General features: G+C 57.4%; 27 protein-coding genes. 13 read left to right on the top strand and 14 right to left on the bottom strand.

Annotation, left to right across the window (positions count from 1 at the left end):
* The 8 genes from ENTHG_RS26010 to rlmC form a co-directional block, all read left to right on the top strand.
* The coding region (locus ENTHG_RS26010; protein ID WP_237567475.1) for a hypothetical protein at positions 1-76 on the top strand (76 nt) is incomplete at its 5' end.
* A 148-nt stretch (positions 77-224) separates the two neighbouring features.
* A complete protein-coding gene (locus tag ENTHG_RS08885; RefSeq protein ID WP_044178085.1) occupies positions 225-704 on the top strand; it encodes a type III secretion system chaperone family protein in 480 nt (159 codons plus the stop codon).
* Positions 705-1,064: 360 nt separating this feature from the next.
* Positions 1,065-2,174: a spermidine/putrescine ABC transporter substrate-binding protein PotF gene (gene potF, locus ENTHG_RS08880; protein WP_044178082.1), complete on the top strand. Its 1,110-nt coding sequence runs from the start codon at positions 1,065-1,067 to the stop codon at positions 2,172-2,174.
* A 137-nt stretch (positions 2,175-2,311) separates the two neighbouring features.
* Complete coding sequence (potG, locus tag ENTHG_RS08875; RefSeq protein WP_044178079.1) at positions 2,312-3,445, top strand: putrescine ABC transporter ATP-binding subunit PotG; 1,134 nt, start codon at positions 2,312-2,314, stop codon at positions 3,443-3,445.
* Positions 3,446-3,454: 9 nt separating this feature from the next.
* Entirely contained in the window at positions 3,455-4,408 is a 954-nt protein-coding gene (gene potH, locus ENTHG_RS08870) for a putrescine ABC transporter permease PotH (protein WP_044178076.1), read from the top strand.
* Entirely contained in the window at positions 4,405-5,250 is an 846-nt protein-coding gene (potI, locus tag ENTHG_RS08865; RefSeq protein ID WP_044178073.1) for a putrescine ABC transporter permease PotI, read from the top strand. The genes potH and potI overlap by 4 nt, the downstream gene beginning before the upstream one ends.
* Positions 5,251-5,324: 74 nt before the next feature.
* Positions 5,325-5,798, top strand: coding sequence for a YbjO family protein (locus ENTHG_RS08860; protein ID WP_044178070.1), 474 nt, complete (start codon positions 5,325-5,327; stop codon positions 5,796-5,798).
* 41 nt (positions 5,799-5,839) lie between these two features.
* Positions 5,840-6,967 carry a 23S rRNA (uracil(747)-C(5))-methyltransferase RlmC gene (rlmC, locus tag ENTHG_RS08855; protein ID WP_044178067.1) on the top strand — a complete coding sequence of 376 codons (1,128 nt, stop codon included), beginning with the start codon at positions 5,840-5,842 and terminating at the stop codon, positions 6,965-6,967.
* A 111-nt stretch (positions 6,968-7,078) separates the two neighbouring features.
* Here rlmC and artJ read toward each other — a convergent pair whose 3' ends face one another.
* The 6 genes from artJ to ENTHG_RS08825 form a co-directional block, all read right to left on the bottom strand.
* Complete coding sequence (gene artJ / locus ENTHG_RS08850) at positions 7,079-7,810, bottom strand: arginine ABC transporter substrate-binding protein ArtJ (RefSeq protein WP_044178063.1); 732 nt, start codon at positions 7,808-7,810, stop codon at positions 7,079-7,081.
* 174 nt (positions 7,811-7,984) lie between these two features.
* A complete protein-coding gene (gene artM / locus ENTHG_RS08845; RefSeq protein ID WP_044178060.1) occupies positions 7,985-8,653 on the bottom strand; it encodes an arginine ABC transporter permease ArtM in 669 nt (222 codons plus the stop codon).
* Positions 8,653-9,369, bottom strand: a complete 717-nt coding sequence (artQ, locus tag ENTHG_RS08840) for an arginine ABC transporter permease ArtQ (RefSeq protein ID WP_044178057.1) — start codon at positions 9,367-9,369, stop codon at positions 8,653-8,655. The genes artM and artQ overlap by 1 nt, the downstream gene beginning before the upstream one ends.
* A gap of 5 nt (positions 9,370-9,374) precedes the next feature.
* Complete coding sequence (gene artI / locus ENTHG_RS08835) at positions 9,375-10,106, bottom strand: arginine ABC transporter substrate-binding protein ArtI (RefSeq protein WP_044178054.1); 732 nt, start codon at positions 10,104-10,106, stop codon at positions 9,375-9,377.
* 19 nt (positions 10,107-10,125) lie between these two features.
* Complete coding sequence (gene artP, locus ENTHG_RS08830; RefSeq protein ID WP_044178050.1) at positions 10,126-10,854, bottom strand: arginine ABC transporter ATP-binding protein ArtP; 729 nt, start codon at positions 10,852-10,854, stop codon at positions 10,126-10,128.
* Positions 10,855-11,057: 203 nt separating this feature from the next.
* Positions 11,058-11,573, bottom strand: a complete 516-nt coding sequence (locus tag ENTHG_RS08825) for a lipoprotein (protein WP_044178046.1) — start codon at positions 11,571-11,573, stop codon at positions 11,058-11,060.
* Between the two features lie 95 nt (positions 11,574-11,668).
* On the opposite strand from ENTHG_RS08825, the gene ENTHG_RS08820 reads away from it, so the two are divergent.
* The 3 genes from ENTHG_RS08820 to ENTHG_RS08810 are packed head-to-tail and all read left to right on the top strand — an operon-like array spanning position 11,669 to position 13,395.
* Positions 11,669-11,992: a heavy metal-binding domain-containing protein gene (locus ENTHG_RS08820; protein ID WP_044178043.1), complete on the top strand. Its 324-nt coding sequence runs from the start codon at positions 11,669-11,671 to the stop codon at positions 11,990-11,992.
* Entirely contained in the window at positions 11,989-12,816 is an 828-nt protein-coding gene (locus ENTHG_RS08815) for an N-acetylmuramoyl-L-alanine amidase (protein ID WP_044178040.1), read from the top strand. Before ENTHG_RS08820 ends, ENTHG_RS08815 begins: the two co-directional genes overlap by 4 nt.
* A 3-nt stretch (positions 12,817-12,819) precedes the next feature.
* A complete protein-coding gene (locus ENTHG_RS08810; protein WP_044178037.1) occupies positions 12,820-13,395 on the top strand; it encodes a WG repeat-containing protein in 576 nt (191 codons plus the stop codon).
* Positions 13,396-13,403: 8 nt separating this feature from the next.
* Here the strand turns inward: ENTHG_RS08810 and ENTHG_RS08805 are convergent, their stop codons facing one another.
* The 3 genes from ENTHG_RS08805 to poxB form a co-directional block, all read right to left on the bottom strand.
* The gene (locus tag ENTHG_RS08805; protein WP_044178034.1) at positions 13,404-14,417 is read right to left on the bottom strand and encodes a 3-beta-hydroxysteroid dehydrogenase; all 1,014 of its coding nucleotides are present in this window, start codon (positions 14,415-14,417) and stop codon (positions 13,404-13,406) included.
* Between the two features lie 167 nt (positions 14,418-14,584).
* Positions 14,585-15,583 (bottom strand): low-specificity L-threonine aldolase, encoded by a 999-nt coding sequence (gene ltaE / locus ENTHG_RS08800; RefSeq protein ID WP_044179184.1) that lies wholly within the window; start codon positions 15,581-15,583, stop codon positions 14,585-14,587.
* Positions 15,584-15,657: 74 nt separating this feature from the next.
* Complete coding sequence (poxB, locus tag ENTHG_RS08795) at positions 15,658-17,376, bottom strand: ubiquinone-dependent pyruvate dehydrogenase (RefSeq protein ID WP_044178031.1); 1,719 nt, start codon at positions 17,374-17,376, stop codon at positions 15,658-15,660.
* A gap of 151 nt (positions 17,377-17,527) precedes the next feature.
* On the opposite strand from poxB, the gene ENTHG_RS08790 reads away from it, so the two are divergent.
* Positions 17,528-17,956 (top strand): DoxX family protein, encoded by a 429-nt coding sequence (locus ENTHG_RS08790; RefSeq protein WP_044178028.1) that lies wholly within the window; start codon positions 17,528-17,530, stop codon positions 17,954-17,956.
* Positions 17,957-18,093: 137 nt separating this feature from the next.
* Here ENTHG_RS08790 and hcr read toward each other — a convergent pair whose 3' ends face one another.
* The 4 genes from hcr to aqpZ all read right to left on the bottom strand — a co-directional run bounded on the left by hcr (position 18,094) and on the right by aqpZ (position 22,597).
* Entirely contained in the window at positions 18,094-19,062 is a 969-nt protein-coding gene (gene hcr, locus ENTHG_RS08785) for an NADH oxidoreductase (RefSeq protein ID WP_044178025.1), read from the bottom strand.
* 10 nt (positions 19,063-19,072) lie between these two features.
* A complete protein-coding gene (gene hcp, locus ENTHG_RS08780; protein WP_044178022.1) occupies positions 19,073-20,725 on the bottom strand; it encodes a hydroxylamine reductase in 1,653 nt (550 codons plus the stop codon).
* A 145-nt stretch (positions 20,726-20,870) separates the two neighbouring features.
* Complete coding sequence (locus ENTHG_RS08775) at positions 20,871-21,770, bottom strand: LysO family transporter (RefSeq protein WP_044178020.1); 900 nt, start codon at positions 21,768-21,770, stop codon at positions 20,871-20,873.
* 131 nt (positions 21,771-21,901) lie between these two features.
* Entirely contained in the window at positions 21,902-22,597 is a 696-nt protein-coding gene (gene aqpZ / locus ENTHG_RS08770; RefSeq protein WP_044178016.1) for an aquaporin Z, read from the bottom strand.
* Between the two features lie 356 nt (positions 22,598-22,953).
* Between aqpZ and ENTHG_RS08765 the strand changes: the two genes are divergently transcribed.
* A complete protein-coding gene (locus tag ENTHG_RS08765; RefSeq protein WP_044178013.1) occupies positions 22,954-24,612 on the top strand; it encodes an ATP-dependent endonuclease in 1,659 nt (552 codons plus the stop codon).
* Here ENTHG_RS08765 and ENTHG_RS08760 read toward each other — a convergent pair.
* Complete coding sequence (locus ENTHG_RS08760; protein ID WP_044178009.1) at positions 24,609-25,565, bottom strand: VirK/YbjX family protein; 957 nt, start codon at positions 25,563-25,565, stop codon at positions 24,609-24,611. The two genes, ENTHG_RS08765 and ENTHG_RS08760, sit on opposite strands and share 4 nt — an antisense overlap.
* Positions 25,566-25,631 lie beyond the last annotated feature (66 nt).

Here is a 25,631-nt window from a genome sequence, read left to right as displayed (position 1 = left end):
GGACATTGCCGGGAAAATGATCCAGTGGATCGAGCGCCACGCCACGCCGGGTTTTTGTCTGAAAACGGGCGGATAGCCCTTTTCGCGCATTCCTTAATGGTATGCGCGGGCTTTTTTGCGTAAGCTATACCCGGCATAATTCTGGCTGCCCATGCGCCCGCTGCGCGCGGAACGCCAGAACGCTTAGCATTTATCACAATTTTCGGCAGAGGTTTTTTTCCGCTATGAGTTCACTCGTCGTCCCTGGTCTGGACACGCTACGTCACTGGCTCGACGAGCTGGGTATAAGTTTCTTTGAATGCGACACCTGCATGGCATTGCATCTGCCGCATATGCAGAACTTCGACGGCGTTTTCGACGCTAAAATCGATCTTGTTAATGATACGGTTCTCTTTACCGCAATGGCGGAAGTCAGGCCGTCGGCGCTGTTAGCCCTGTCTGCGGATCTGTCGGCGATCAATGCCAGCTCGCTGACGGTAAAAGCCTTTCTCGATCTGCAGGACGATAACCTGCCAAAACTGGTGGTCTGCCAGACGCTGGCGGTGAAAGCAGGGGTGACGCTTGAACAGTTCGCCTGGTTTATGCACCAGAGCGAAGAGCAGATTTCAATGGTTATCCTTGAGGCCCGCGCGCATCAGATGCTGTTTATGCCCGAAGATGAAGCGCGCCTCGCTGATGACGAAGTGCGCAATTTTCTTCACTAAGCCTTCTCAACATTAGCGCAGTCGCTGCCAGAGCGGCTGCATTCCCTATGTTTTAATTCTGACTTAACCTTTCTTTAAAGAATTATTCACCGCCATTCCTGCCCTTCAGGCTTATCACATAGACCCGATCTGCATAAAAAATTGATAAAAGGCGTTTTTTAATCTGCCCTATAGCCTCGAACCCTGGCTACAGTTATTCTTGCGCTGCTTAATAAAGCATGCGGCGTCTGCCGAAAGCGTTTTCTCCTGCCCGAATGTGCAGTGCGAAAAAATATGCACGGTTTTTGCATATGTTATTTGCAAATGTTAAATGCGTTCACTTAGTTCGTATGTTAACGGACTTTCCAGAAGGAATGAGATATGACCGCCTTAAGTAAAAAATGGTTATCAGGTCTGGTTACGGGTGCGCTGATGGCGGTTTCTGCCACGACGTTCGCCGCTGAGCAGAAGACGCTGCATGTGTATAACTGGTCTGATTATATTGCCCCGGACACCGTGGCCAACTTTGAGAAAGAGACCGGCATAAAAGTGGTTTATGACGTGTTCGACTCAAACGAGGTGCTGGAAGGCAAACTGATGGCCGGCAGCACCGGCTTCGATCTGGTCGTGCCTTCTGCGAGCTTCCTTGAGCGCCAGCTCTCTGCCGGCGTCTTCCAGCCGCTGGATAAAAGCAAGCTGCCGAACTGGAAGAATATGGACCCGGAAGTATTAAAGCTGGTGGCCAAACACGATCCGGAAAACAAATATGCGATGCCGTATCTGTGGGCGACCACCGGTATTGGTTTTAACGTCGATAAAGTGAAAGCCGCGCTGGGCGACGTGCCCATCGATAGCTGGGACGTGGTGCTCAAGCCGGAGAACCTGGAGAAACTGAAAAGCTGTGGCGTCTCCTTCCTTGATGCCCCGGAAGAAGTTTTTGCCACCGTGCTGAACTATCTCGGCAAAGACCCGAACAGCAGCAAAGCGGATGACTACACCGGCGCGGCCACCGATCTGCTGCTCAAGCTGCGGCCGAACATCCGTTACTTCCACTCTTCCCAGTACATTAACGATCTGGCGAACGGCGATATCTGCGTGGCGATCGGCTGGGCTGGGGACGTCTGGCAGGCGGCTAACCGCGCGAAAGAGGCGAAAAACGGCGTTAACGTCTCCTATATCATTCCAAAAGAGGGCGCGCTGGCCTTCTTTGACGTCTTCGCGATGCCAAAAGACGCCAAAAACACCGACGAGGCTTATCAGTTCCTTAACTACCTGATGCGCCCGGATGTGATTGCCCACGTCAGCGACCACGTTTTCTATGCCAACGGTAATAAAGCCTCGACGCCGCTGGTCAGCGCCGACGTGCGTGATAACCCGGCAATCTATCCGCCTGCGGATGTCTTCGCCAAGCTTTTCACCCTGAAAGTGCAGGAGCCGAAGATCGATCGCGTAAGAACCCGTGCGTGGACCAAAGTAAAAAGCGGCAAGTAAATCAGCCACCTGAGCGTGACTGCTGTGCACCCGGGCGGTGCACTTGCCCTGAAATGGACAGAGGTCTTTGGCCTCTGTCCAGTCATTTGTAGACAACCGAACCCCACGGTTGATGTTTTATGCCGGAGAGCACCCGAGTGAATGACGCTATCCCCCGCCCGCAGGCGAAAACCCGCAAGGCGTTAACGCCGCTGCTGGAAATCCGCAACCTGACCAAGTCCTTCGACGGCCAGCACGCCGTTGATGATGTCAGCCTGACCATTTATAAAGGCGAAATTTTTGCCCTGCTGGGCGCGTCCGGCTGCGGCAAATCGACGCTGCTGCGTATGCTGGCGGGCTTTGAACAACCCACGACCGGGCAGATAATGCTCGACGGCGTCGATCTGGCGCACGTGCCGCCCTACCTGCGCCCGATCAATATGATGTTTCAGTCCTATGCGCTGTTTCCCCATATGACGGTCGAACAGAACATCGCCTTCGGCCTCAAGCAGGACAAACTGCCGAAGGCGGAGATCGCCAGCCGCGTGGCGGAGATGCTCAGCCTGGTGCATATGCAGGAGTTTGCAAAGCGCAAGCCGCACCAGCTTTCCGGCGGTCAGCGTCAGCGCGTTGCGCTGGCACGCAGCCTGGCGAAGCGCCCCAAACTGCTGCTGCTGGACGAGCCGATGGGCGCGCTTGATAAAAAGCTGCGCGACCGCATGCAGCTTGAAGTGGTGGATATCCTTGAGCGAGTCGGCGTGACCTGCGTGATGGTCACCCACGATCAGGAAGAGGCGATGACCATGGCCGGGCGTATCGCCATTATGAATCGCGGTAAGTTTGTGCAAATTGGCGAGCCGGAAGAGATTTACGAGCATCCGACCACCCGTTACAGCGCGGAGTTTATCGGTTCGGTGAACGTGTTTGAAGGGCTGCTCAAATCGCGTCAGGATGACGGACTGGTGATTGAGTCGCCGGGGCTGCTCCATCCGCTCAAAGTCGATCCGGATTCCTCGGTGGTGGATAACGTGCCGGTGTACGTGGCCCTGCGTCCGGAAAAGATCATGCTTTGCGATGAACCGCCCGCGGACGGCTATAACTTCGCGGTGGGGGAGGTGGTGCATATCGCTTACCTTGGCGATCTCTCCATTTACCACGTGCGGCTGCAGAGCGGGCAGATGATCAGCGCCCAGTTGCAAAACGCCCATCGCTATCGTAAAGGCACCCCGACATGGGGCGACGAAGTTCGCCTGTGCTGGGATGCCGACAGTTGTGTGGTTCTGACGGTTTAAGGAGCGGTGATGAGTACACTTGAACCACCGGCCCGCGGCGAAAAACCGGGCGGTTTTACCCTCTGGCTGGCGCGCCTGCAGATGAAGCACGGCCGCAAGCTGGTGATCGCGCTGCCCTATGTGTGGCTGATTTTACTGTTTTTGCTGCCGTTCCTGATTGTCTTCAAGATAAGCCTGGCGGAGATGGCCCGCGCTATTCCTCCCTATACCGACCTGGTAGAGTGGGCGGACAGCCAGCTGACCATCTCGCTTAATATTGGCAACTTCCTGCAGCTGACTGACGATCCGCTCTATTTTGAGGCTTATCTGCAGTCGTTACAGGTTGCAGCGGTATCGACACTCTTTTGCCTGCTGCTGGGCTACCCGCTGGCGTGGGCGGTGGCCCACAGCAAGCCCTCAACGCGGAATATCCTGCTGCTGCTGGTTATCCTGCCGTCGTGGACCTCATTTTTGATCCGCGTCTACGCGTGGATGGGCATTCTGAAAAGTAACGGCGTGCTGAATAACTTTCTGATGTGGCTGGGGGTTATCGACCAGCCGCTTGCTATTCTGCACACCAACCTGGCGGTCTATATCGGCATCGTCTATGCCTATCTGCCCTTTATGGTGCTGCCGATTTACACCGCGCTGACGCGGATCGACTATTCGCTGGTTGAGGCCTCGCTCGACCTGGGCGCCCGACCGCTGAAAACTTTTTTCAGCGTGATCGTGCCCCTGACCAAAGGCGGCATTATTGCAGGCTCGATGCTGGTCTTTATTCCGGCGGTGGGCGAGTTCGTGATCCCGGAACTGCTCGGCGGCCCGGACAGCATCATGATTGGCCGGGTACTGTGGCAGGAGTTCTTTAACAACCGCGACTGGCCGGTCGCCTCGGCGGTCGCTATCGTTATGCTGCTGCTGCTGATTGTGCCGATTATGTGGTTCCATAAACATCAGCAAAAACAGATGGGGGAAAGCGCATGAACAACTTGCCGGTAGTGCGCTCGCCGTGGCGTATCATTATTCTGCTGCTCGGCTTTACCTTCCTCTACGCGCCGATGCTGATGCTGGTCATCTACTCCTTTAACAGCTCGAAGCTGGTCACGGTCTGGGCGGGCTGGTCAACGCGCTGGTATAGCGAACTGTTTCATGACGACGCGATGATGAGCGCGGTGGGGCTAAGCCTGACTATCGCTGCCTGCGCGGCGACGATGGCGGCCATCCTCGGCACCATCGCGGCGGTGGTGATGGTGCGCTTTGGTCGCTTTCGCGGGGCGAACGGCTTCGCCTTTATGATAACCGCGCCGCTGGTGATGCCGGATGTGATCACCGGCCTGTCGCTGCTGCTGCTGTTTGTCGCGCTGGGGCATGCCATCGGCTGGCCGTCGGACCGCGGGATGCTCACCATCTGGCTGGCGCATGTCACCTTCTGTACCGCCTATGTCGCGGTGGTCATCTCGTCGCGCCTGCGGGAGCTTGACCGCTCCATCGAAGAGGCGGCGATGGACCTGGGGGCGACGCCGCTGAAGGTCTTCTTCGTCATCACCCTGCCGATGATCATGCCCGCCATTATCTCCGGCTGGCTGCTGGCCTTTACGCTGTCGCTGGACGACCTGGTGATCGCCAGCTTCGTCTCCGGGCCGGGGGCGACCACGCTGCCGATGCTGGTCTTCTCCAGCGTGCGTATGGGGGTGAACCCGGAAATCAACGCCCTGGCGACGCTGATCCTTGGCGTAGTGGGGATTGTTGGATTAATCGCCTGGTATCTGATGGCCCGCGCAGAAAAGCAGCGGATGCGCGATATCCAGCGTGCAAGACAGGGATAATGACTCTAGAATCTTTTTAGTTGTGTCGCAGATGCCGCGCTTGTCGCGGCATTTTTCACAGGGAACTGAGCATCTTGGGATTTTTTACCAAAACACACCATTCACATGCCCGTCCCAATGTACCGGCGCTGGTGCAGGTGGCGGCTATTGCGATTATCCTGATTCGCTGCGTCGATGTGTTTATGCTGTGCAATGTGCTGGGCGTGCGCGGGATGGTCGATTTTGTGCAGCGCAGCGCGCAAACCTGGAGCCTGACCCTCATCTTTCTGGGCAGTCTGCTGCTGGTCTTTTTTGAACTGCTGTGCGCCTTTTCGGTGGTCAAAGGGCGTAACTGGGCGCGCTGGGTTTTTCTGTTAACGCAGGTTATTGCCTCCGGTTACCTGTGGGCGGCATCGCTGGGGTATGGTTATCCTGAACTGTTCAGTATTGCTGGCGAGTCCAAACGCGAAATTTTTCGCTCGCTGGTGATGCAAAAAATGCCCGATATGCTGGTGCTGTTCCTGCTGTTTATCCCTTCTCCCAGCCGACGCTTTTTCCGCCTGCAATAACGGTGGTACAATCCTGCCCCCGCAATTCAGAAGGCTTTATTATGCAGTGCGCACTTTATGACGCCGGTCGCTGTCGCTCCTGTCAGTGGATTGAGCAGCCCGTTTCCGCCCAGCTTGAGGCCAAAATGGCCGACCTCAAAGCCTTACTGGCGGGGCTGCCGGTCAGCGAATGGCGTCTGCCGGTAAGCGGCCCGGCGCAGGGGTTCCGTAATAAAGCCAAAATGGTCGTTAGCGGCAGCGTGGAAAGGCCCTTGCTGGGGATGCTGCATCGTGACGGCACGCCGGAAGATCTCTGCGGCTGCCCGCTTTACCCCGCCTCGTTTATCCCTGTCTTTGCGGCGCTCAAGCCGTTTATCGCCCGCGCGGGGTTAACGCCTTATAACGTGGCGCGCAGGCGCGGCGAACTCAAATATCTCCTGCTGACGGAAAGCCAGCACGACAAAAAGATGATGCTGCGCTTTGTGCTGCGCTCGCAGAGCAAGCTGGCGCAGCTGCAGGCGGCGCTCCCCTGGCTGCAGGCGCAGCTGCCGCAGCTGGCGGTTATCTCCGTTAATATTCAGCCGGTGCATATGGCTATCATGGAGGGGGAGACGGAAATCTTCCTGACTGAGCAGCAGGCGCTGGCGGAAAGCTTCAACGGCGTGCCGCTGTGGATCCGCCCGCAGAGTTTTTTTCAGACCAACCCGGCGGTCGCCAGCCAGCTCTATGCGACGGCTCGTGAGTGGGTGAGGGCGCTGCCGGTCAGCCATATGTGGGATCTGTTCTGCGGCGTGGGCGGTTTTGGCCTGCACTGCGCCACGCCGGACATGAAGCTCACCGGTATTGAGATTGCCCCGGAGGCGATTGCCTGCGCGAAGCAGTCTGCCGCTGAGCTGGGGCTGACAAATTTGCATTTCCAGGCGCTGGACTCCACCCGTTTCGCTACCGCGCAGGACGATGCCCCGCAGCTGGTGCTGGTTAACCCGCCCCGCCGCGGTATTGGTAGCGAACTGTGCGATTATTTAAGCCGGATGGCCCCGCCGTATATTGTTTATTCCAGCTGTAATGCCCGGACTATGGCCACCGATCTGCGCGCGCTGTCCGGCTATCGTATCGAGCGGGTTCAGCTGTTCGACATGTTCCCGCATACGGCGCATTACGAAGTGCTGACGCTGCTGGTCAGGCAATAAAAAAGCCGCTTGCGCGGCTTGAGGCGATCGACAAAAAAGGGCGGCACGGTGAGGTAGCCCGGATAAGGCGTTCCGCCGCATCCGGGAGTCACGGTTGCAGGCTTTATCCCCTTACTGCGGGAACCACTGGTCGCTGATCTTCTGATAGGTGCCGTCCGCTTTGATTGCGGCCAGCGCGGCGTTCAGTTTCTCCAGCAGGGCTTTGTTTTCCGGGCGAACCGCGATGCCGAGGCCGGTGCCGAAGTACTGGGGATCGGTCACTTTCGGGGTAGCCGCGCCAAGCTGCGGGTTAGTTTTCAGCCACTCGTTTACCACGGCGGTGTCGCCGAAGACGCCATCAATACGGCCACTTTTCAGGTCGATAATCGCATTCTGGTAGCTGTCATACGCGACGGTCTTCACTTCCGGATGCTTATCCTGGAGGTATTTCTGGTGGGTGGTGCCGTTTTCCATCCCGATGCGCTTGCCTTTCAGATCGTCAAAAGATTTAAACGCATCTTTTTTCGCAATCACCAGCGCCGAGTTGGCGTAGTACGGGTCGGTAAAGGAGACCTGCTTGCTGCGTTCCGGGGTAATATCCATACCGGAGATCACCGCGTCGAATTTACGGAATTTCAGCGCCGGGATCAGGCTGTCGAACGGGTTATTGGTAAAGGTGCAGTCCGCCTGCATCTGCTTGCACAGGGCGTTCGCCAGATCGATATCAAAACCGACAATTTTGTTGCTCGCATCCATGGATTCAAACGGCGGATAGGTGGCGGATACGCCGAAGCTGATTTTATCAGCGGCCGATGCGCCAGCGGCGAACGTGGCGAGTAAGGCGGCCAGAATCATTTTTTTCATTATAGAGCTCCTGTCTGTCAATCTTGTTGTTGCCGTGTCTGAGGCATGGAAATCACAATGCCAGTTAATGAATTTATATGCAATATATTTGAGTAAATATTTTTATTTGTGAATAAAAAAAGCGAGCACTTAATAAGTTGCTCGCTTTGAGATTTACTGGTTATGCACTAACGGTTAATTTCTGCGCTCGAAGGCCAGCGCCTTACGCTCAATTAACCGCATCATCAGAGTCAGCAGGCCGTTAACGATAAGATAAATTATCCCCGCCGCGCCGAACACCATCACGTCATAGGTGCGCCCGTAGAGCAGCTGGCCATGGCCCATGACCTCCATCAGGGTGATGGTATAGGCCAGGGAGGTACTCTTAAATACCAGCACCACTTCGTTGGAGTAAGAGGAGAGGGCGCGTTTGAAAGCGTACGGCAGCAGGATCGCCAGCGTATCTTTTTTGCTCATCCCCAGCGCGCCGCAGGACTGCCACTGGCCTTCCGGAATAGCGCGGATCGCCCCGTAAAACAGCAGCGTGGTATAGGCGGCGCTGTTAAGGGAGAGCGCCAGCAGCGCGCACAGCCACGGTTCTGAAAGTAGGTGCCAGAGAACCGGGTACTCCTGCAGCGTCGGGAACTGGCCCGGACCGTAATAGATTAAGAAGATCTGCACCAGCAGCGGCGTGCCGGTAAAGAGCGTAATGTAGCCGCGCACCACCTGAGAGAGCACCGGCGTTTTCAGCGTCAGCACAATAGTGAACAGCAGCGACAGGATCAGCGCGACAATCAGCGAGGCAATCGTCAGCGTCAGGCTGGTATGCAGGCCTTTAATCAGCTCCGGTAAGTAGTCGAGCATCAGCCAGGCCTCCGTTCAAAACGGGTGGCGCGCAAATCGATGCGTTTCAGAACCCACTGGCTCAGCAGCGTAACCACCAGATAAATCGCCGCCGCCACAATGTACCAGGTAAAAGGCTCCTGGGTACGGGTAGCGATACTCTTAGTCTGCAACATCAGATCGTTGACGCTGATAAGCGAAACCAGGGCGGTATCTTTCAGCAATACCAGCCACTGGTTGCCCAGACCCGGCAGCGCGTGCCGCCACATCTGCGGCATCACCAGGCGGAAAAAGATCGCGCTTTTTGACAGCCCCAGCGCCTGGCCGGACTCCCACTGCCCCTGCGGCACCGCTTTCAGCGCGCCGCGCAGCGTCTGGGACGCGTAGGCGGAGTAGAGCAGCGACAGAGCAATGACCCCGCACATAAACGGGCTGACATCAAAATTCTCAATCTGCACCTGCACCGGGATCTGCGCAAAGCCCAGGTTAAGGGTAAAACCATCTGAGAGCGTGAGCAGAAGCTGCGAGGCGCCAAAGTAGATAAACAGCACCACCAGAATTTCCGGCAGGCCACGTAAAAGCGTAACCAGCGCTGAGCCGATCCATGCGACGGGACGCCATTTGGCGGACTCCCATACGGCAAAGATCATCGCCAGCACCAGGCCGATGATCAGCGCGCAAACGGCAAGGCCGACGGTCATCCCGGCGGCGCTTGCTAACGGAAAAAATTCGTTCATTCAGATTACTTCTGGAACCATTTGTTGTAGATGGTTTCGTAAGTGCCATCTTTCTTCACTTTGTCCAGCGCAGCGTTGAATTTCTGCTGCAGGTCAGTATTGCCCTGACGGAGAGCAATACCCAGCCCGGTGCCGAAGTACTCTTTATCGGTAACTTTATCGCCCACGGCTGCCAGCTTGTCGTTGGCTTTCAGCCACTCGGTGACCACTGCCGTGTCGCCGAATACCGCATCGATACGCCCGTTTTGCAGATCCAGTTTGGCGTTCTGGTAGCTGTCATAAGGCACGGTGGTGATTTCCGGGTGCTTGTCGTTAATAAATTTCTGGTGGGTAGTGCCGTTCTGCACGCCTACTTTTTTGCCTTTCAGCGCGTCGATGCTGGTGTACTTGCCGTTCTGGCCAACAAACAGCGCGGAGTTGTCATAGTACGGGTTGGTGAACAGCACCTGTTTTTCACGCTCGGGGGTGATATCCATCCCGGCCATTACCGCGTCGAAACGGCGGAATTTGAGGCTGGGGATCAGGCTATCAAAAGCCTGGTTGGTGAACGTACAGGTGGCATCGATCTCTTTGCACAGCGCGTTAGCCAGATCGACGTCAAAGCCGACAATCTTGTTACTGGCGTCGGTGGATTCAAAGGGAGGATAGCTTGCTTCGGTGGCGAAACGGATAGTCTGGGCTGCGGAGGCAGTCAGGCTGACGCTTGCGAGCAGCGCGGCGAGCAGTACTTTTTTCATTGTCATTTCCCCAAGCATATCAGTGAGATAAATAGTATTTAAAGGCGTCGGTCTGCGGCGCGGCGAAGCAGCTCGCATCCCCTTGCTCGATAATATGGCCATTTTCCATATAGACCACGCGGCTGGCGGTTTTACGCGCCACTTCCACTTCGTGGGTGACGATAACCTGGGTAATGCCGGTTTCCGCCAGTTCACGAATAATGCTGACGATCTGCGCGGTGATTTCCGGGTCGAGCGCGGCGGTGGGTTCGTCGAACAGCAACACCTGCGGCTCCATCATCAGCGCGCGGGCAATGGCGACACGCTGCTGCTGGCCACCGGAGAGGTGCAGCGGGTAGCGATCGCTGTAAGGCTTAAGACGCAGACGTTCAAGCAGCTTATCGGCGCGGGCGAGAGCCTGGTCTTTGCTGAGGCCCAGCACGCGGCAGGGCGCCTCAATCAGGTTCTGCACCACCGTGAGGTGGGGCCAAAGATTGTACTGCTGAAAAACCATACCCACATGCTGACGCAAATCGCGGATCGCTTTGTCGGACGGGGTTTTGGCAAAATCGAAGTGATTACCTGCAATGCTGAGCTGGCCGGAGCGCGGCATCTCAAGCAGGTTAAGCACGCGTAACAGCGAGCTTTTACCCGCGCCGCTGGGGCCGAGCAGCACCAGCGTTTCGCCCTGCGGGCAATCAAGCGTGATATCAAAGAGCGCCTGGTGCGCCCCGTAGAAGCAGTTAATGCCGTTTAATTTTATACTCATCGAGGCAATCTGATAGCAATTGAGGCCGCAAATAGTACCTTTCACAGAATAGTTATGCAATATTTGTGCGTTAAAACTTAAATATACGCCGCATTACCGTATAAAGTTAGCACAAAATGCCGGGGCGCGTGGGAAGCAGGAATAAATGTCGGCATTCCCCGGGGAATGCCAGACATTTTGCGGGGGCAATGGACGAACGGCGATTACCGGTGTTCAACGGACTGACGCAGCGTACCCGCTGGCGCATGGGCCGCGCCGCCGAGATAGCGCACATCGTCTACCGCCCAGCACTGGCCTTCACGGATCATCAGCACCTCATCCTGCCAGGTCTGTGTCCCCTGAGTCAGCTCAACCCGCAGCGGAATATTGCGCGCGTCGGTATTGGGAATGGTGGAGGCGCTGGCGACTTTCGCGCTGTCCGGCATCACCGTACGGCTGGAGAACGGGTCGGATTTCAGCAGCGCGCTGTTGCGATTATCGCGGCTGGCGGCGTCCAGCATCTGCGCAAGCTGATCGCTTAAATAAGGGCGCAGGGCAGTGTAATCGGTGCTGCGGTGGGCGATACGATAATCATAAAATTTCTGCGCGACGGTATCAGGCCCGCCCTCTACGCAGGGGCCGCTGCGCGTACCAATATCCTTAAACGCGGGAGTCACCGTGGTACAGGCGCTGAGCAGCAGAGCGCATGGTAAAGCGAGAGTCAAAGCAGAATAGCGCATAATGATTTCCTTATTTTCTCATCAGATGTTTCAAGAATAGTGTATTGCTTCGATAATGTGTTGGGTAACGCATTGAACGTCAAAAGGAGAATGCCATGCAATTTTCAACTACCCCTACCCTGGAAGGCCAGCCGATTGTCGAATATTGCGGCGTGGTCACCGGCGAGGCGATCCTCGGCGCGAATATTTTCCGCGACTTTTTTGCCGGTATCCGCGATATCGTCGGCGGCCGCTCCGGGGCGTATGAGAAAGAGCTGCGTAAAGCGCGAGAAATCGCCTTCCGCGAGCTGGGCGAGCAGGCGCAGGCGCTGGGCGCTAACGCGGTGGTGGGGATTGATATCGATTATGAAACGGTGGGCAAAGACGCAAGCATGCTGATGGTCAGCGTGAGCGGCACGGCAGTGAAAACCCGCGGATGAGGCGTTTCATTCTCTTGCTGCTGGCGCTGATGCTGGCAGGTTGCGCCAGCGAAAAGGGCATCATTGATAAAGACGGCTATCAGCTTGATACCCGTCATCAGGCGCAGGCCGCTTATCCCCGAATTAAAGTGCTGGTGGTCCACTATACGGCGGGGGATTTCGATACCTCGCTGGCAACACTGACCGACCGGCAGGTGAGCGCGCATTACTTGGTTCCGGCGCGCCCGCCAGTCCACGACGGCAAGCCGCGTATCTGGCAGCTGGTGCCTGAACAGCAGCTGGCCTGGCATGCGGGCAGCAGTTTCTGGCGCGGGGCGACGCGTATCAATGACACGTCGATTGGCATTGAGCTGGAGAATCGCGGCTGGCAAAACGTGGCGGGGGCGAAGCAGTTCGCGCCGTTCGAACAGCAGCAGATCCGCGCGCTGATCCCGCTGATGAAATCCATCATTAGTAGTTACAACATACTTCCGCAGAACGTGGTGGCGCACGCGGACATCGCGCCGCAGCGTAAAGACGATCCGGGGCCGCTGTTCCCCTGGCGCGAGCTGGCTGAGCAGGGCATCGGCGCATGGCCGGACCCGCAGCGAGTCGCCTTCTATCTTAACGGACGCCCGCCTTATCAACCGGTGGAGACCGCCTCGCTGCTCGATCTGCTGGCGCGTTATGGCTATGACGTGAAGCCGGGGATGACCGCCGGGCAACCAAAGCGGGTCATTATGGCCTTCCAGATGCACTTCCGCCCCACCTCATGGAGCGGCGCGGCAGATGCGGAGACCCAGGCCATTGCCGAAGCATTACTGGAAAAATATGGACAAGACTAAGGAATGAAGTCAGTGAAAATGCGCTGTTTAGCGGGGGCGTTGCTGTGGTGGGCGGTTTCGCCCCTGGCCGCGGCGCAAAGCGTGACGTACCCCTGCGCCTACATCGACAAAACCAGCGAGTCCCTTGAGCGGCTTGCGCAGTGCGCGCGGCTGGAAAAGGACGCGCTACGCCTGCTGCCTGCCGTGACCGACAAAACCGTCCGGGACGATAACGGGCTGTTCTGGGTCGGTATATATGCCCGGGACTGGCCGCTGCAGGACAGAGATTACTACGTTAACAGCCGGGGTGAGACCCTGTCGGTTATCCATTTTGATAACGGCCCGGATACGTTCAGCGAGGGGCTGGTACGCAGCCGCGATAACGGCAAAATGGGTTTCTTCGACAGTCACTTTAAGGAAGTCGTCCCGCGCCGGTATGACTTCGCCTGGCCATTCAACGCGGGGCGGGCGCTGGTATGCAACGGCTGTAAACCGCAGCGGGAGAAGGGGGATGAACACACCGCGCTGGTGGGCGGCGAGTGGTTTTATATCGACCGCGCAGGCAACAGGGTGTCGGATATTGAAGACGGCCCCTTTTAGCCTGCCGTTTAGCGGTGCAGCTTGCCGTGGTCTCTCAGCCACAGCGCCGTGCGCATAATCCCTTCTTCCAGGGTTACCACCGGTTGATAGCCCAGCTCCTGCTGCGCGCGGCGGATATCGAGGGTGAAGTCGAAGTTAAGCTTCGAAACGCCGTAATGGGTAAGGGCGGGCTCTTTCGCCGTTTTATCGCCGAAACGCTCCATGCTGCGCGCCACGATATCCAGCATGGGATAGGGAACGGAGCGGATACGGCAGTCAATATCCAGTTCGTCAATCAGGCGTTGCACGATGGCGCGCAGCGGCTGTGGCTGACCGTTGGTGATATTGTAGGTGCGCCCGGAAGGCAGCCCGTCACAGGCAGGCTGGCTTGCCAGCCACATGGCGTGTACCGCGTTCTCATAGTAGGTCATATCCACCAGCGCCCGCCCGCCGCGCGGCAGCAGGACGCTGCGGTAGTGGTGCATCATCTGGACCAGACGGGGAACAAATACCTTGTCATGGGGGCCGAACAGGCTCTGCGGGCGTAAGACGGTAAAACGCGTATGCGGGTTAGCCTGGGCCAGTAACTGGATAACCTCTTCGCCGGCGGCTTTACTGCGGGCAAACTCATTGGCGAAGCGGACAGGACGAAACGCTTCGTCAATGTCGCGGCGATGGTGATAATCGAAATAGAGCGACGGCGAAGAGATGTGAATAAAATTGCGCACGCCCCAGGCGACCGCCCACTCGCCCAGACGGCGGGTGGCGCGTACGTTAGCCAGATCAAACGCGGCCTGCGTGCCCCAGGGGGAGGTAAAGCTTGAGCAGTGCCAGAGGGTATCCACCCCGGCCAGCATCACCTTTGCCTGCGAGGAGACCAGCTCTGTCAAATCGGCATGAATAAACTCCGCGCCCATTTTGACCAGTAGCTCGCCCATTGCTTTATTGCGGCCCGTCGCGCGAACGCTAATTCCCTTTTGGCGTAAATACTCCACGGCGTTTCGGCCTAAACCGCTGGTTGCGCCTGTAACCAGAACCTTCATAGCAATCCACTATAGTGACCCGCAATCATTGCGTGCGCATTCTTCCGTGAAAATGGGCGCTATGCAATGGGAAACATGAAAGATTACCGTCTGAATTTACTTTTTTTCTCTGTTTTGTTCTGCCTGTCGCCCGTTTTGCGGACGACAGGCCTGAATGACGGGGGATATCAGCGCTGCATAAACGCCTGCCAGTGGCCTGCCACTTCCGCCAGCTGCGCGCGGTTCACGTCCAGATGGGTGACCAGCCTGACAATCGGGGAGGCGTTGATCAGTACGCCGCGCTCGCGCAGGAACGCCCCCAGCGCCGCGCAGTCGTCGCCGACGCGGACAAACAGCATATTGGTATCGTGGCGCATAACGTCCGCCCCGGCTTCGCGCAGTTGGCCAGCAAGCCAGGCGGCGTTGTCATGGTCCTCTTTCAGTCGTTCGACATGGTGTTGCAGGGCATACAGGCCTGCCGCCGCAAGAATACCCGACTGGCGCATGCCGCCGCCGGTCATCTTCCGCCAGCGATTCGCGCGCCTGATATACTCGGCGCTGCCCACCAGCAGCGATCCAACCGGCGTGCCCAGGCCTTTAGAGAGGCAGATAGTGAAGGAGTCGCAATACTGCGTGATATCGCGAAGTTCACAGCCATATTCCACCACGGCGTTAAAAATGCGCGCGCCGTCGACATGCAGGGCCAGGTTGCGCTGGCGAGTAAACTCCCACGCCTCGCGCAGATACTCGCGCGGCAGCACTTTACCGTTATGGGTATTTTCAAGGCTGAGCAGCCGGGTGCGGGCGAAATGAATGTCGTCGGCTTTGATTTTCGCCGCGACCTTATCGAGCGGCAGCGTGCCGTCGGCGGCGGCATCGATAGGCTGGGGCTGGATGCTGCCCAGCACCGCCGCGCCGCCCGCTTCATACAGATAGTTATGCGCGCCCTGACCCGCAATATACTCCTCGCCGCGCTGGCAGTGCGTTAACAGCGCCACCAGGTTGGCCTGCGTGCCGGTAGGTAGAAAAAGCGCCGCCTCTTTGCCCGCAAGGTCGGCGGCATAGTTTTGCAGTTCATTCACGGTGGGGTCGTCGCCATACACATCGTCGCCAACGGGGGCGGAGAACATCTTTTCGAGCATGGCGCGGCTCGGGCGGGTGACGGTATCGCTGCGTAAATCGATCATAAAAATATCCTTATAGACGCTCTCCATCGCGGGTTGGCCGCGAGAGGGAGAGCGCCGGGTTAAATAAGGATGTTTTACCTGAGCCAGTTAGTTTTCGCCAGTTCCATAACTTCATCGCCCCGTCCGTTGATGATGGCGCGCAGCATGTAAAGGCTGAAACCTTTGGCCTGCTCCAGCTTGATCTGCGGCGGCATCGCCAGCTCCTCTTTGGCGACGACCACGTCCACCAGCACCGGCCCGTCAAGGGAGAAGGCGCGCTGCAGGGCTTCGTCCACATCGGCGGATTTCTCCACCCGAATGCCGGTGATGCCGCAGGCTTCGGCAATACGCGCGAAGTTGGTGTCGTGCAGTTCAGTACCGTCGGTCAGGTAGCCGCCCGCTTTCATCTCCATCGCCACAAAGCCCAATACGCTGTTATTGAAGACGACGATTTTCACCGGCAGCTTCATCTGCGCAATGGAGAGAAAATCCCCCATCAGCATGCTGAAACCGCCGTCGCCGCACATCGCCACCACCTGGCGCTCCGGATGGGTCGCCTTCGCGCCCAGCGCCTGCGGCATGGCGTTGGCCATTGAGCCGTGGTTAAACGACCCCAGAAGACGACGTTTGCCGTTCATTTTCAGGTAGCGCGCCGCCCAGACCGTAGGCGTACCGACATCGCAGGTGAAAATAGCGTCATCGGCGGCGAAGTGGCTAATCTGCTGCGCCAGATACTGCGGGTGGATCGCTTTCTCGCTCGGCTTCGCCAGCTCATCCAGCCCTTTGCGCGCATCGCGGTAGTGCTCAAGCGCTTTATCAAGGAAACGGCGGTCGGTCTTCTCCTCCAGCAGGGGGAGCAGGGCGGCGAGGGTGGCGTTGATATCACCCACTAACGCCATATCGACTTTACTGTGCGCGCCAATGCTGGCCGGATTGATATCAATCTGAATAATTTTCGCGTCGGTGGGGTAGAAGGCGCGATAGGGGAACTGGGTGCCAAGAAGGATCAGCGTGTCGGCATTCATCATGGCGTGAAAGCCGGACGAGAAGCCAATCAGCCCGGTCATCCCCACATCGTAGGGGTTGTCATATTCAATATGCTCTTTGCCGCGCATGGCATGGACAATCGGCGCTTTCAGCTTACCGGCAAATTCAATCAGCGTGCTGTGCGCCCCGGCGCAGCCGCTGCCGCATAGCAGCGCGATATTGCTGGAGTAACGCAGCAGCTGCGCCAGTTTTTTCAGCTCCTCCTCGGCGGGGACGACAACCGGCTGCGGGGCCGGATACCAGTGGCTGCTGGCCCCCTCCGGCGCGGGCTTAAGCGCTACGTCGCCCGGCAATACAATCACCGATACGCCCCGGTTCAGCACCGCTTTGCGCAGGGCGATAGCCAGCACCTGCGGGATCTGCTCGGGGGAGGAGACCAGCTCGCAATAGTGGCTGCATTCCCGGAACAACTCCTGCGGGTGGGTCTCCTGGAAATAGCCGCTGCCAATTTCGCTGGAGGGGATGTGCGCGGCAATCGCCAGAACAGGAACGTGGTTGCGATGACAGTCAAACAGACCGTTAATCAGATGCAGGTTGCCCGGACCGCAGGAGCCAGCACATACCGCCAGTTCGCCTGTAAGCTGTGCTTCTGCGCCTGCGGCAAAGGCGGCGACCTCTTCATGGCGGGTGGACATCCATTCGATGGTCCCCATTCGGTTAAGGCTGTCGCTGAGTCCATTTAAGGAATCTCCGGTCACGCCCCAGATGCGTTTTACCCCTGCCTGTTCCAGCGTTTTTGCAATATAGGCAGCCACTGTCTGTTTCATCTTTACCACTCCTTGTTATTAGACCGCTTCAAAGCGTAGTTCATTGCGCTGTATTTTTTGTGTCCATAATTGCCCCTGATTTACCGGGGCTATCTTTCTGCTGTGAATAAGAATAGTCTGAGGAAAATCATGAAAACAGGAATCATTTCAGATGGTTAAATCAACGTTAAATACAGTTAATAAAATGTTGTCGCACGAGGATTTTGGCCGTTTACTGCTGCGTCTGGCCGTGGGTGGACTTATGCTATTTCACGGGGTGCATAAGCTCATTGATGGGGTGGATGGCATCGCCGGGATGCTGGCGGCGCAAGGCCTGCCGACGTTTATTGCCTATGGCGTGCTGATAGGGGAAGTGGTGGCGCCAGTACTCATTGTGCTGGGCATCTTTACTCGTCCGGCCGCGCTGGTGCTGGCCTTTACGATGGTCGTAGCCTGGTTAATGGTGGGAGTGGGTAAAACCGGCGCGCTGGACCAGACGGGGGCCTGGGCTATCGAAAACCTGGTCTACTTTTTTATCGGCGGGCTGGCGGTAGCTTTGCTGGGGGCAGGGCGCTATTCGCTGGCGCCGGGCTGGAAGTAATACCGTTAAACACGTCGTCCCGGATGCGGCGTTGCCTTATCCGGGCTACCAAACACACGATGTGAAGCCCGGGTAAGCGCCAGCGCCCCCGGGATTTTCCCCGGATGCGGCGTTGCCTTATCCGGGCTACGCAGGGCTTACGCCAGCACCAGATCGCTTTCCGGGCGACAGGAGCAGGCCAGCACAAAACCGTCGGCTATCTCCTGCGGCGTTAAGGTCATGGTACTGTTGACGCTGTATTGGCCAGAGATAATCTGCGTTTTACAGCAGCCGCAGACCCCGGCACGGCAGGCGGCGTTGACCGGCACTTTATTGCTTTCCAGCGCCTCAAGCAGCGTCGAGCCGACCGGCGCGTAGAACTCCCGCGCAGGCTGCAGGCGGGTGAATTTAAGCCCGCTGGTGGCCGCTTCGGCAACCGGCGTAAAGAACTTCTCTTTGAAAAAACGCGTGACCCCCAACGACTTCACTGCCTCTTCTACCTGCTCCATATAGGGCGCAGGGCCGCAGGTCATCACCGTCCGCTCCGCCAGGTCCGGTACGGCGCGAAGCAGTTCCGGGGTCAGGCGGCCTGGTACAAATCCCGCCGTGGCATTCTGCTCCGCCACCAGCGTGACGGGATAGCGCTGCCACTCATCGGCAAAAATAACATCCTGCGGTGAACGGACGCTGAAAATCACCTGTACATCCGTTTGCGGGCGATACTTCGCCAGCCAGCGGCGCATCGACATCACCGGCGTCACCCCACAGCCCGCAGCCAGCAACAGCAGCTTGTCTGAGGCCTGGTTGTCGCAGGTAAATTCCCCCTGGGCGTCTGAAAGCCAGAGATAATCACCGCGTTTGACTTCCCGGGTCAGCCACTGCGAGCCGGCGCCATTCTCCAGACGACGAACGGTGAGCGTAATGTATTCACTCACCCCCGGCGTTGAAGAGAGGGTATAGGCGCGCAGCGTGTCCGCGCTATTGCGGATACTGACCAGCGCATACTGTCCGGCGCGGTACGGGTAGTAGTCGTGGCATAACAGCGACAGCGTCCAGACATCCGGCGTCTCCTGGTGGATGTGGTGAACCTGCATACGCCACGGGCACTGCGGGGTTGGCATTGTCATTATTTACTCCTTACGCGCTCAGCAGCTGCTGCATATCCTGTTCAACGGTGGTTATCTGACGCAGGCCGAATTTTTCATTGAGTACCGCCAGCAGGTCCGGGGTCAGGAAGCCCGGCGCGGTAGGACCGGTAACGATATTGGTCACGCCCAGCGACAGCAGCGTCAGCAGGATCACAATCGCTTTTTGCTCAAACCACGACAGCACCAGCGACAGCGGCAGATCGTTAACGCCGCAGCCCAGTTTTTCCGCCAGCGTCACCGCGAGAATAATCGCCGAGTAGGCGTCGTTGCACTGGCCTGCGTCCACCAGGCGCGGCAGCCCTTCGATATTGCCAAAGTCCAGCTTGTTGAAGCGGTATTTCCCGCAGGCGAGCGTCAGGATCAGGCAGTCGTCCGGCACCTGGGTGGCAAAATCGGTGAAGTAGTTACGTTCGCCGCGCGCGCCATCGCAGCCGCCGAGCAGGAAGACGTGGCGAAGTTTTTCCCGGCTCACCAGGTCAATCAGCGTATCCACCGCGCCGAGCAGCGTCTGGCGGCCAAAGCCGACGGTAATCAGATGCTCGATTTCGCTGTACGGGAAGCCGCCCAGCTGTTGCGCCTGTGCGATAACCGGGGCGAAGTCGTCGCCTTCCAGATGGTTAACGCCCGGCCAGCCGACGATGCTGCGGGTCCAGATGCGCTCATCATACGCGCCCACCGTCGGGTCAATAATACAGTTGGAGGTCATCACAATGGGGCCGGGGAAGCGGGCAAACTCCACCTGCTGGTTCTGCCAGCCGCTGCCGTAGTTGCCCACCAGATGTTTATATTTCCGCAGCTCCGGGTAACCGTGCGCCGGTAACATCTCGCCGTGGGTGTAGACGTTTACGCCGGTGCCTTCGGTTTGCTGCAGCAGGTTGTGCAAATCTTTCAGATCGTGACCGGAAATAAGGATGCACTTCCCGGCGACGGCTTTGACATTGACCTGCGTCGGCGTTGGATGGCCGTAAGCGCTGGTTTCGCCCGCGTCGAGGATGCTCATCACTTTGAAATTCATCTGGCCGATTTCCATCGCGCAGTTGAGCAGCGCGGTCATATCGGCAGGCCAGGTACCGAGCCAGGCCATAATTTTATGGTACTGGGCGTAGATCTCGTTGTCGTACTGGCCCAGCACGTGGGCGTGCTCCATATAGGCCGCCGCCCCTTTCAGGCCGTACAGGCAGAGCAGGCGCAGGCCGAGAATGTTTTCGCCGATCGCCGCTTTGTCGATATTCGGCGCGAAGGCGGCGGCCTGACGCTGCAAATCGCCCAGATCGTCGCTGACCAGTTGCAGTTCTGCCATCGGGTTTTCTACGCGCGCCGTCGGGTCTTTCGCCAGCGTGCGGGCCTTTATGCTTTCGCGTCTGGCAATGGCATCCCGGGCGTAGCCCACGATGCGCACCGAGTCGAAGTTGACATTGGTCAGGGTAGAGAAAAAGGCGCGAGGGGCAAAGTTGTCGATCTCATGGTCAATGATGCCGTATTCACGCGCTTTGCTGGCCCATGCAGACAGCCCTTGCAGCGCGGCGATGAGCAAATCCTGCAGGTCTGATGTTTCGGCCGTTTTGCCGCACATACCCTGCGCATAGGCGCAGCCATCGCCAGCCGGGGTACGGATGGTTTGTTCACATTGCACACAAAACATAGTCACACCTTTTTAAAAGTTATATTTGAAATACATGTTTAAGATTATGCTGACACCGGGGGGCTTAAAAGGTGTTTTTTATGCAACCTGAGGAGAGATTGATTTAGCGCAAGTTTGGCGGTAGCAGGCTACCGCCAAAGAGGTATCAGGCAGAGAAAAAGGCCATTAACAGGGGAACAAGAAGGCTGAGAATAAAACCGTGCACAATGGCGGCGGGCACCATATCCAGCCCGCCGGTACGTTGCAGCACGGGCAGGGTAAAGTCCATGGAGGTTGCGCCGCACAGCCCCAGCGCGGTGGAGCGGCTGCGGCGCACCAGCCCCGGAATCAGCATAATGGCGATAAGCTCGCGGGCCAGATCGTTGAAGAAGGCGGCGCTGCCAATGACCGGGCCAAAAGATTCAGTAAGCAGAATGCCGGAAAGCGAATACCAGCCAAACCCGGAGGCCATCGCCAGGCCGGTATTGAGCGGTAAATCCAGCACAAAAGCGTTAATAACCCCACCGGCCAGCGAACTCAGGGCCACAACCACGGCAATAATCATCCCCCGGCGATTAAGTACAATCTGACGTAACGTCATGCCGTTATTGCGCAGCTGGATACCAATCAGAAACAGCAGGAAAATAAGCGTATATTCGCTGGCTTCGGTGGCGTGCTGCAAAAAGCCCAGCCCCGACAGCCCGACGACAAAACCCGCCACCACTACGCCGCACAGTTTCAGTGACTCCAGCGCCATCGCCACGCGCGAGGGCAGCTTCTCCTGACGGTGCTGATGTCGCCACGGCATCGCCCGCTCAAGCCACAGCAGGGCGGCGGCATTGCACAGCAATATAATCGTGATGCTGACGGCGGAATAATGAAAAATCGCCAGCAGATTGCTGGCCAGATTATCCAGGAAAGCGAGGCTGATCCCCATAAAAAAGAGGATCACGTAGACTATCCAGCTTAGTAGCTGGTTAATTAACGTGAGCGCGGCTTTATGACGAAGAGGAATGAGATAACCGACGATAAGCGGAACAAGAATAATTAAAAGTCCTGAGAACATGAACAGCCCGGATCCTTGCAAAATGTTAACGCACCCGGACACACTACCTAATCACGGCATATGAGTAAAGCCGCATAAAAAAGAAAAAATATGCATAAAAATAACCCAACGCGCGGTTGGGTTACTGTTGTTTAGCGGCGTTTTTCCAGCAGGGTCCGGTAGAGGACGCCACCAAGAAGCCCACCAATCACAGGCATAACCCAAAAGAGCCACAGCTGATCCAGCGCCCAGCCGCCCTGGAAAATGGCGACGGCGGTACTACGCGCCGGGTTAACCGAGGTATTGGTCACCGGAATGCTGATTAAATGGATGAGGGTGAGGGCTAAACCAATCGCGATCGGCGCAAAACCGGCTGGCGCATATTTATCGGTCGAGCCAAGGATAACCAGTAAAAAGCCGCAGGTCAGGACGATCTCAATGACAATAGCCGCGGTGAGAGAATAGTGATCCGGCGAGTGTTCGCCATAACCGTTGGAAGCAAATCCGCTGGCGGCAACATCAAAACCCGCTTTACCGCTCGCAATAACATATAACACGGCTGCGGCAATTATCCCGCCGATAACCTGCGCGATGATATAACCAATAATCTCTTTTGTAGGAAAACGTCCCCCGGCCCATAAGCCTAATGTAACGGCAGGATTAAAATGGCCGCCGGAAATATGACCAACGGCATACGCCATTGTTAATACCGTTAAACCAAATGCCAGCGCAACGCCCGCAAAACCGATTCCCAGGGCAGGATACGCCGCGGCCAGCACCGCGCTCCCACAACCACCAAAAACCAGCCAGAATGTACCAAAACATTCGGCCGCTAATTTTCTGAACATAATTACCTCAAAGTATAATGCTTCCAGTATTTATTTTTGTCAGTGATGTTTGTCAAAGACAAAAACGGCGCCATTGTAGGAATTACAAGAGCCTGGTAGCCAGTTAAATAAGTGACAAAAATTTGACTTAAAGCAAAGCGAAAAAAATAGTGGCTCCAGCCAACGTGAAAATGCCGGGCTAATTTCTTTTAATGAGAAAAATTCAGAATATATAAATATTTTCTTTTCGTTGAACATTTAACAGAGCGCCTGGCCGTGTTCCTTGCCTGCTATTTGCGCAGACGGTGTTTTGTCTGGCCGCTTACCGCTATACTCTGCATAACTTGATGGAAGCAGGCATATTTCCCGGAGGGGCTATGATTCTGGAACGGGTAGAGATTGTAGGGTTTCGCGGCATTAATCGTTTGTCGCTTATGCTTGAGCAAAACAATGTCCTGATTGGGGAAAACGCCTGGGGTAAATCAAGCCTGCTGGACGCCCTGACGCTGCTGCTCTCGCCCGACGATGAGCTCTACCATTTTGTGCGCGACGACTTCTGGTTTCCGCCGGGCGACATGAATGGGCGCGAGCGCCATCTGCATATTATTCTGACCTTTCGTGAACAGGTGCCGGGCCGCCATCGTAGTCGCCGTTTTCGCCCGCTCGCCCCCTGCTGGGTGGCAAGTAGCGACGGCTATCAGCGTTTGTACTACCGGCTGGAAGGCGAGCTTGCTGACGATCGTAGCGTGATGACCCTGCGCAGCTTCCTTGACGGCGAAGGGCACCCGCTGGCGCTGGATGATATTGACGGGCTGGCACGCCAGCTTATCCGCCTGATGCCGGTGCTGCGCCTGCGCGACGCGCGGTTTATCCGGCGGTTACGCACCGGCACGCTGCCGGATACGCCCGATCTTGAGCTGACGGCGCGCCAGCTTGACGTGCTCTCCCGCGAGCTGGTTTCGCACCCGCAAAACCTGACCGACGGGCAAATTCGCCAGGGGCTGTCGGCGATGGCGCAGTTGCTGGAACACTATTTTGCCGAGCAGGGGAGCGGCCCGTCCCGCCAGCGTCTGCTGCGACGGCGCTCCCATGACGAGCAGCGCGGCTGGCGCTATCTCGACATTATCAACCGCATGATCGATAAACCCGGCGGGCGGATGTACCGGGTGATTGTGCTGGGCTTTTTCGCCACCCTGTTGCAGGCCAAAGGCACGGTCCGGCTCGATCGCGATGCCCGGCCTTTGCTGCTGGTCGAAGATCCTGAAACGCGCCTGCATCCGATTATGCTCTCCGTGGCCTGGCAACTGCTTAATTTGCTACCGCTGCAACAGATAACCACCACTAACTCCGGCGAACTGCTGTCGTTGACGCCCGTGGAAAATGTCTGTCGGCTGGTGCGCGAGTCCTCCCGGGTGGCGGCCTGGCGGCTGGGGCCAGGGGGCATGAATGCCGAAGAGGGGCGGCGAATCGCCTTTCATATTCGCTTTAACCGCGCCTCGGCGCTGTTTGCCCGCTGCTGGCTGCTGGTTGAAGGGGAGACCGAGACGTGGGTTATCAATGAGCTGGCCCGCCAGTGCGGCCACCATTTCGACGCCGAAGGGGTAAAAGTCATTGAATTCGCCCAGTCCGGCTTAAAGCCGCTGATTAAGTTTGCCCGCCGGATGGGCATCGAGTGGCATGTGCTGGTGGATGGCGATGAAGCGGGCAAAAAATATGCCGCAACGGTGCGGGGTCTGCTGAATAACGACCGCGACCACGTGCGCGACCACCTGACGGAGCTGCCCGCTTTGGATATGGAGCACTTTATGTTCCGCGAAGGGTTTGCCGATGTCTATCGCCAGGTTGCCGGGCTACCCGCCAGCGTGCCGATGAACACCCGCCGCATCATTGTTAAAGCTATCCACCGCTCCTCTAAGCCGGATCTGGCAATTGAGGTAGCGATGGAAGCGGGGCGGCGCGGCGTAGAGTCGGTGCCGCTTATCCTGCGCAAAATGTTTTCCCGCGTGCTGTGGCTGGCGCGCGGGCGGGCGGATTAGCGCGACAGCGTCTGCGTTATCTGCGCGTGCAGGCTCTCCAGCAGGGCGTAGCGGCGGCGGTATTCCGCCCGCTTTTTGCTGGCTATCTCCTCCATCGGTTTGCGGGGGATGCTCGCAGGCAGCAGGAAATGCCCTTCCGCGTTGCGCTCGCCGCCCATCGACTGCCAGAAACTGTCATAGTCAGCAAGCAGTTTGCCCTGTTTTTTACGCCGGTAGCGCCAGCTTTGGTAGATATGCGTTGCATTGCTCACTGCGACAATCTGCTGCGCGTCCAGCAGTGCGGCGACGGTGGTGGCCGCCTCCAGCAGCAGGCGCTTGGGGAAAAGCCCGTGACAGGATTTTGTGGCGGACTGAATCGACTCGTGCGGCACGTTGACTTTCGCGCCCTGTAGTCCGCCAATGAACAGCGTGCGCCGGTTGTGATAATGGCACAGGGTGAACGTCATCTCCGCCAGCCGCGTGTGTGCGGCGTCGCTAAAGATTAGCGTCGCTTCACCTTCTTTATCCAGCTGCGCATCCGCAGCAAGGGTGATGCGGTAGCGTTCGTCTGCTTTACCGCACAGTTCAGCAAGGGGAACGCCCTGCGCGGAGAAAAAGGCGGCGCGGGCAGCAGGGGGCAGGCTGGCGAAAAATGTCTGATAGTGGAATGTGAGCGCCGCCAGCGCCGTTTTTTTATCTACGGTGCGGGCAAGCCACGGGCGATGCAACCGGCAGGGCAGGCCTGGCTGAATATAAAGCAGAGGCACCACCTCCGGCAGCGCAGCGAGGCTGGACAAGAGCTTCGCGGTGGATACCGGCGCGAGCAGCGAACGCAGCAGGAACTTTCGGCGATAGGCCGGATTGCGCCACGCCCGCCCAGGCGTCATCATGCCGGTGGCGAGAGGGTGAAAAAGCTGCCAGCCTGTTTTAACAGCAGGCAGCGCAGGAGAGCTGATGTCAGCAAGAAGAGACATGATTTACATCCAGTGCAGTGTGCGGTGAGCTCATTTCAACAAGCGCTGCCTCAACACGGCGTAAAT

The organism is Phytobacter massiliensis JC163 (assembly GCF_000321045.1).
Lineage (GTDB): Bacteria > Pseudomonadota > Gammaproteobacteria > Enterobacterales > Enterobacteriaceae > Phytobacter_A > Phytobacter_A massiliensis.
Note: the sequence above shows the minus strand (reverse complement) of the source record. Positions and strands in the feature narration are given on the sequence as shown.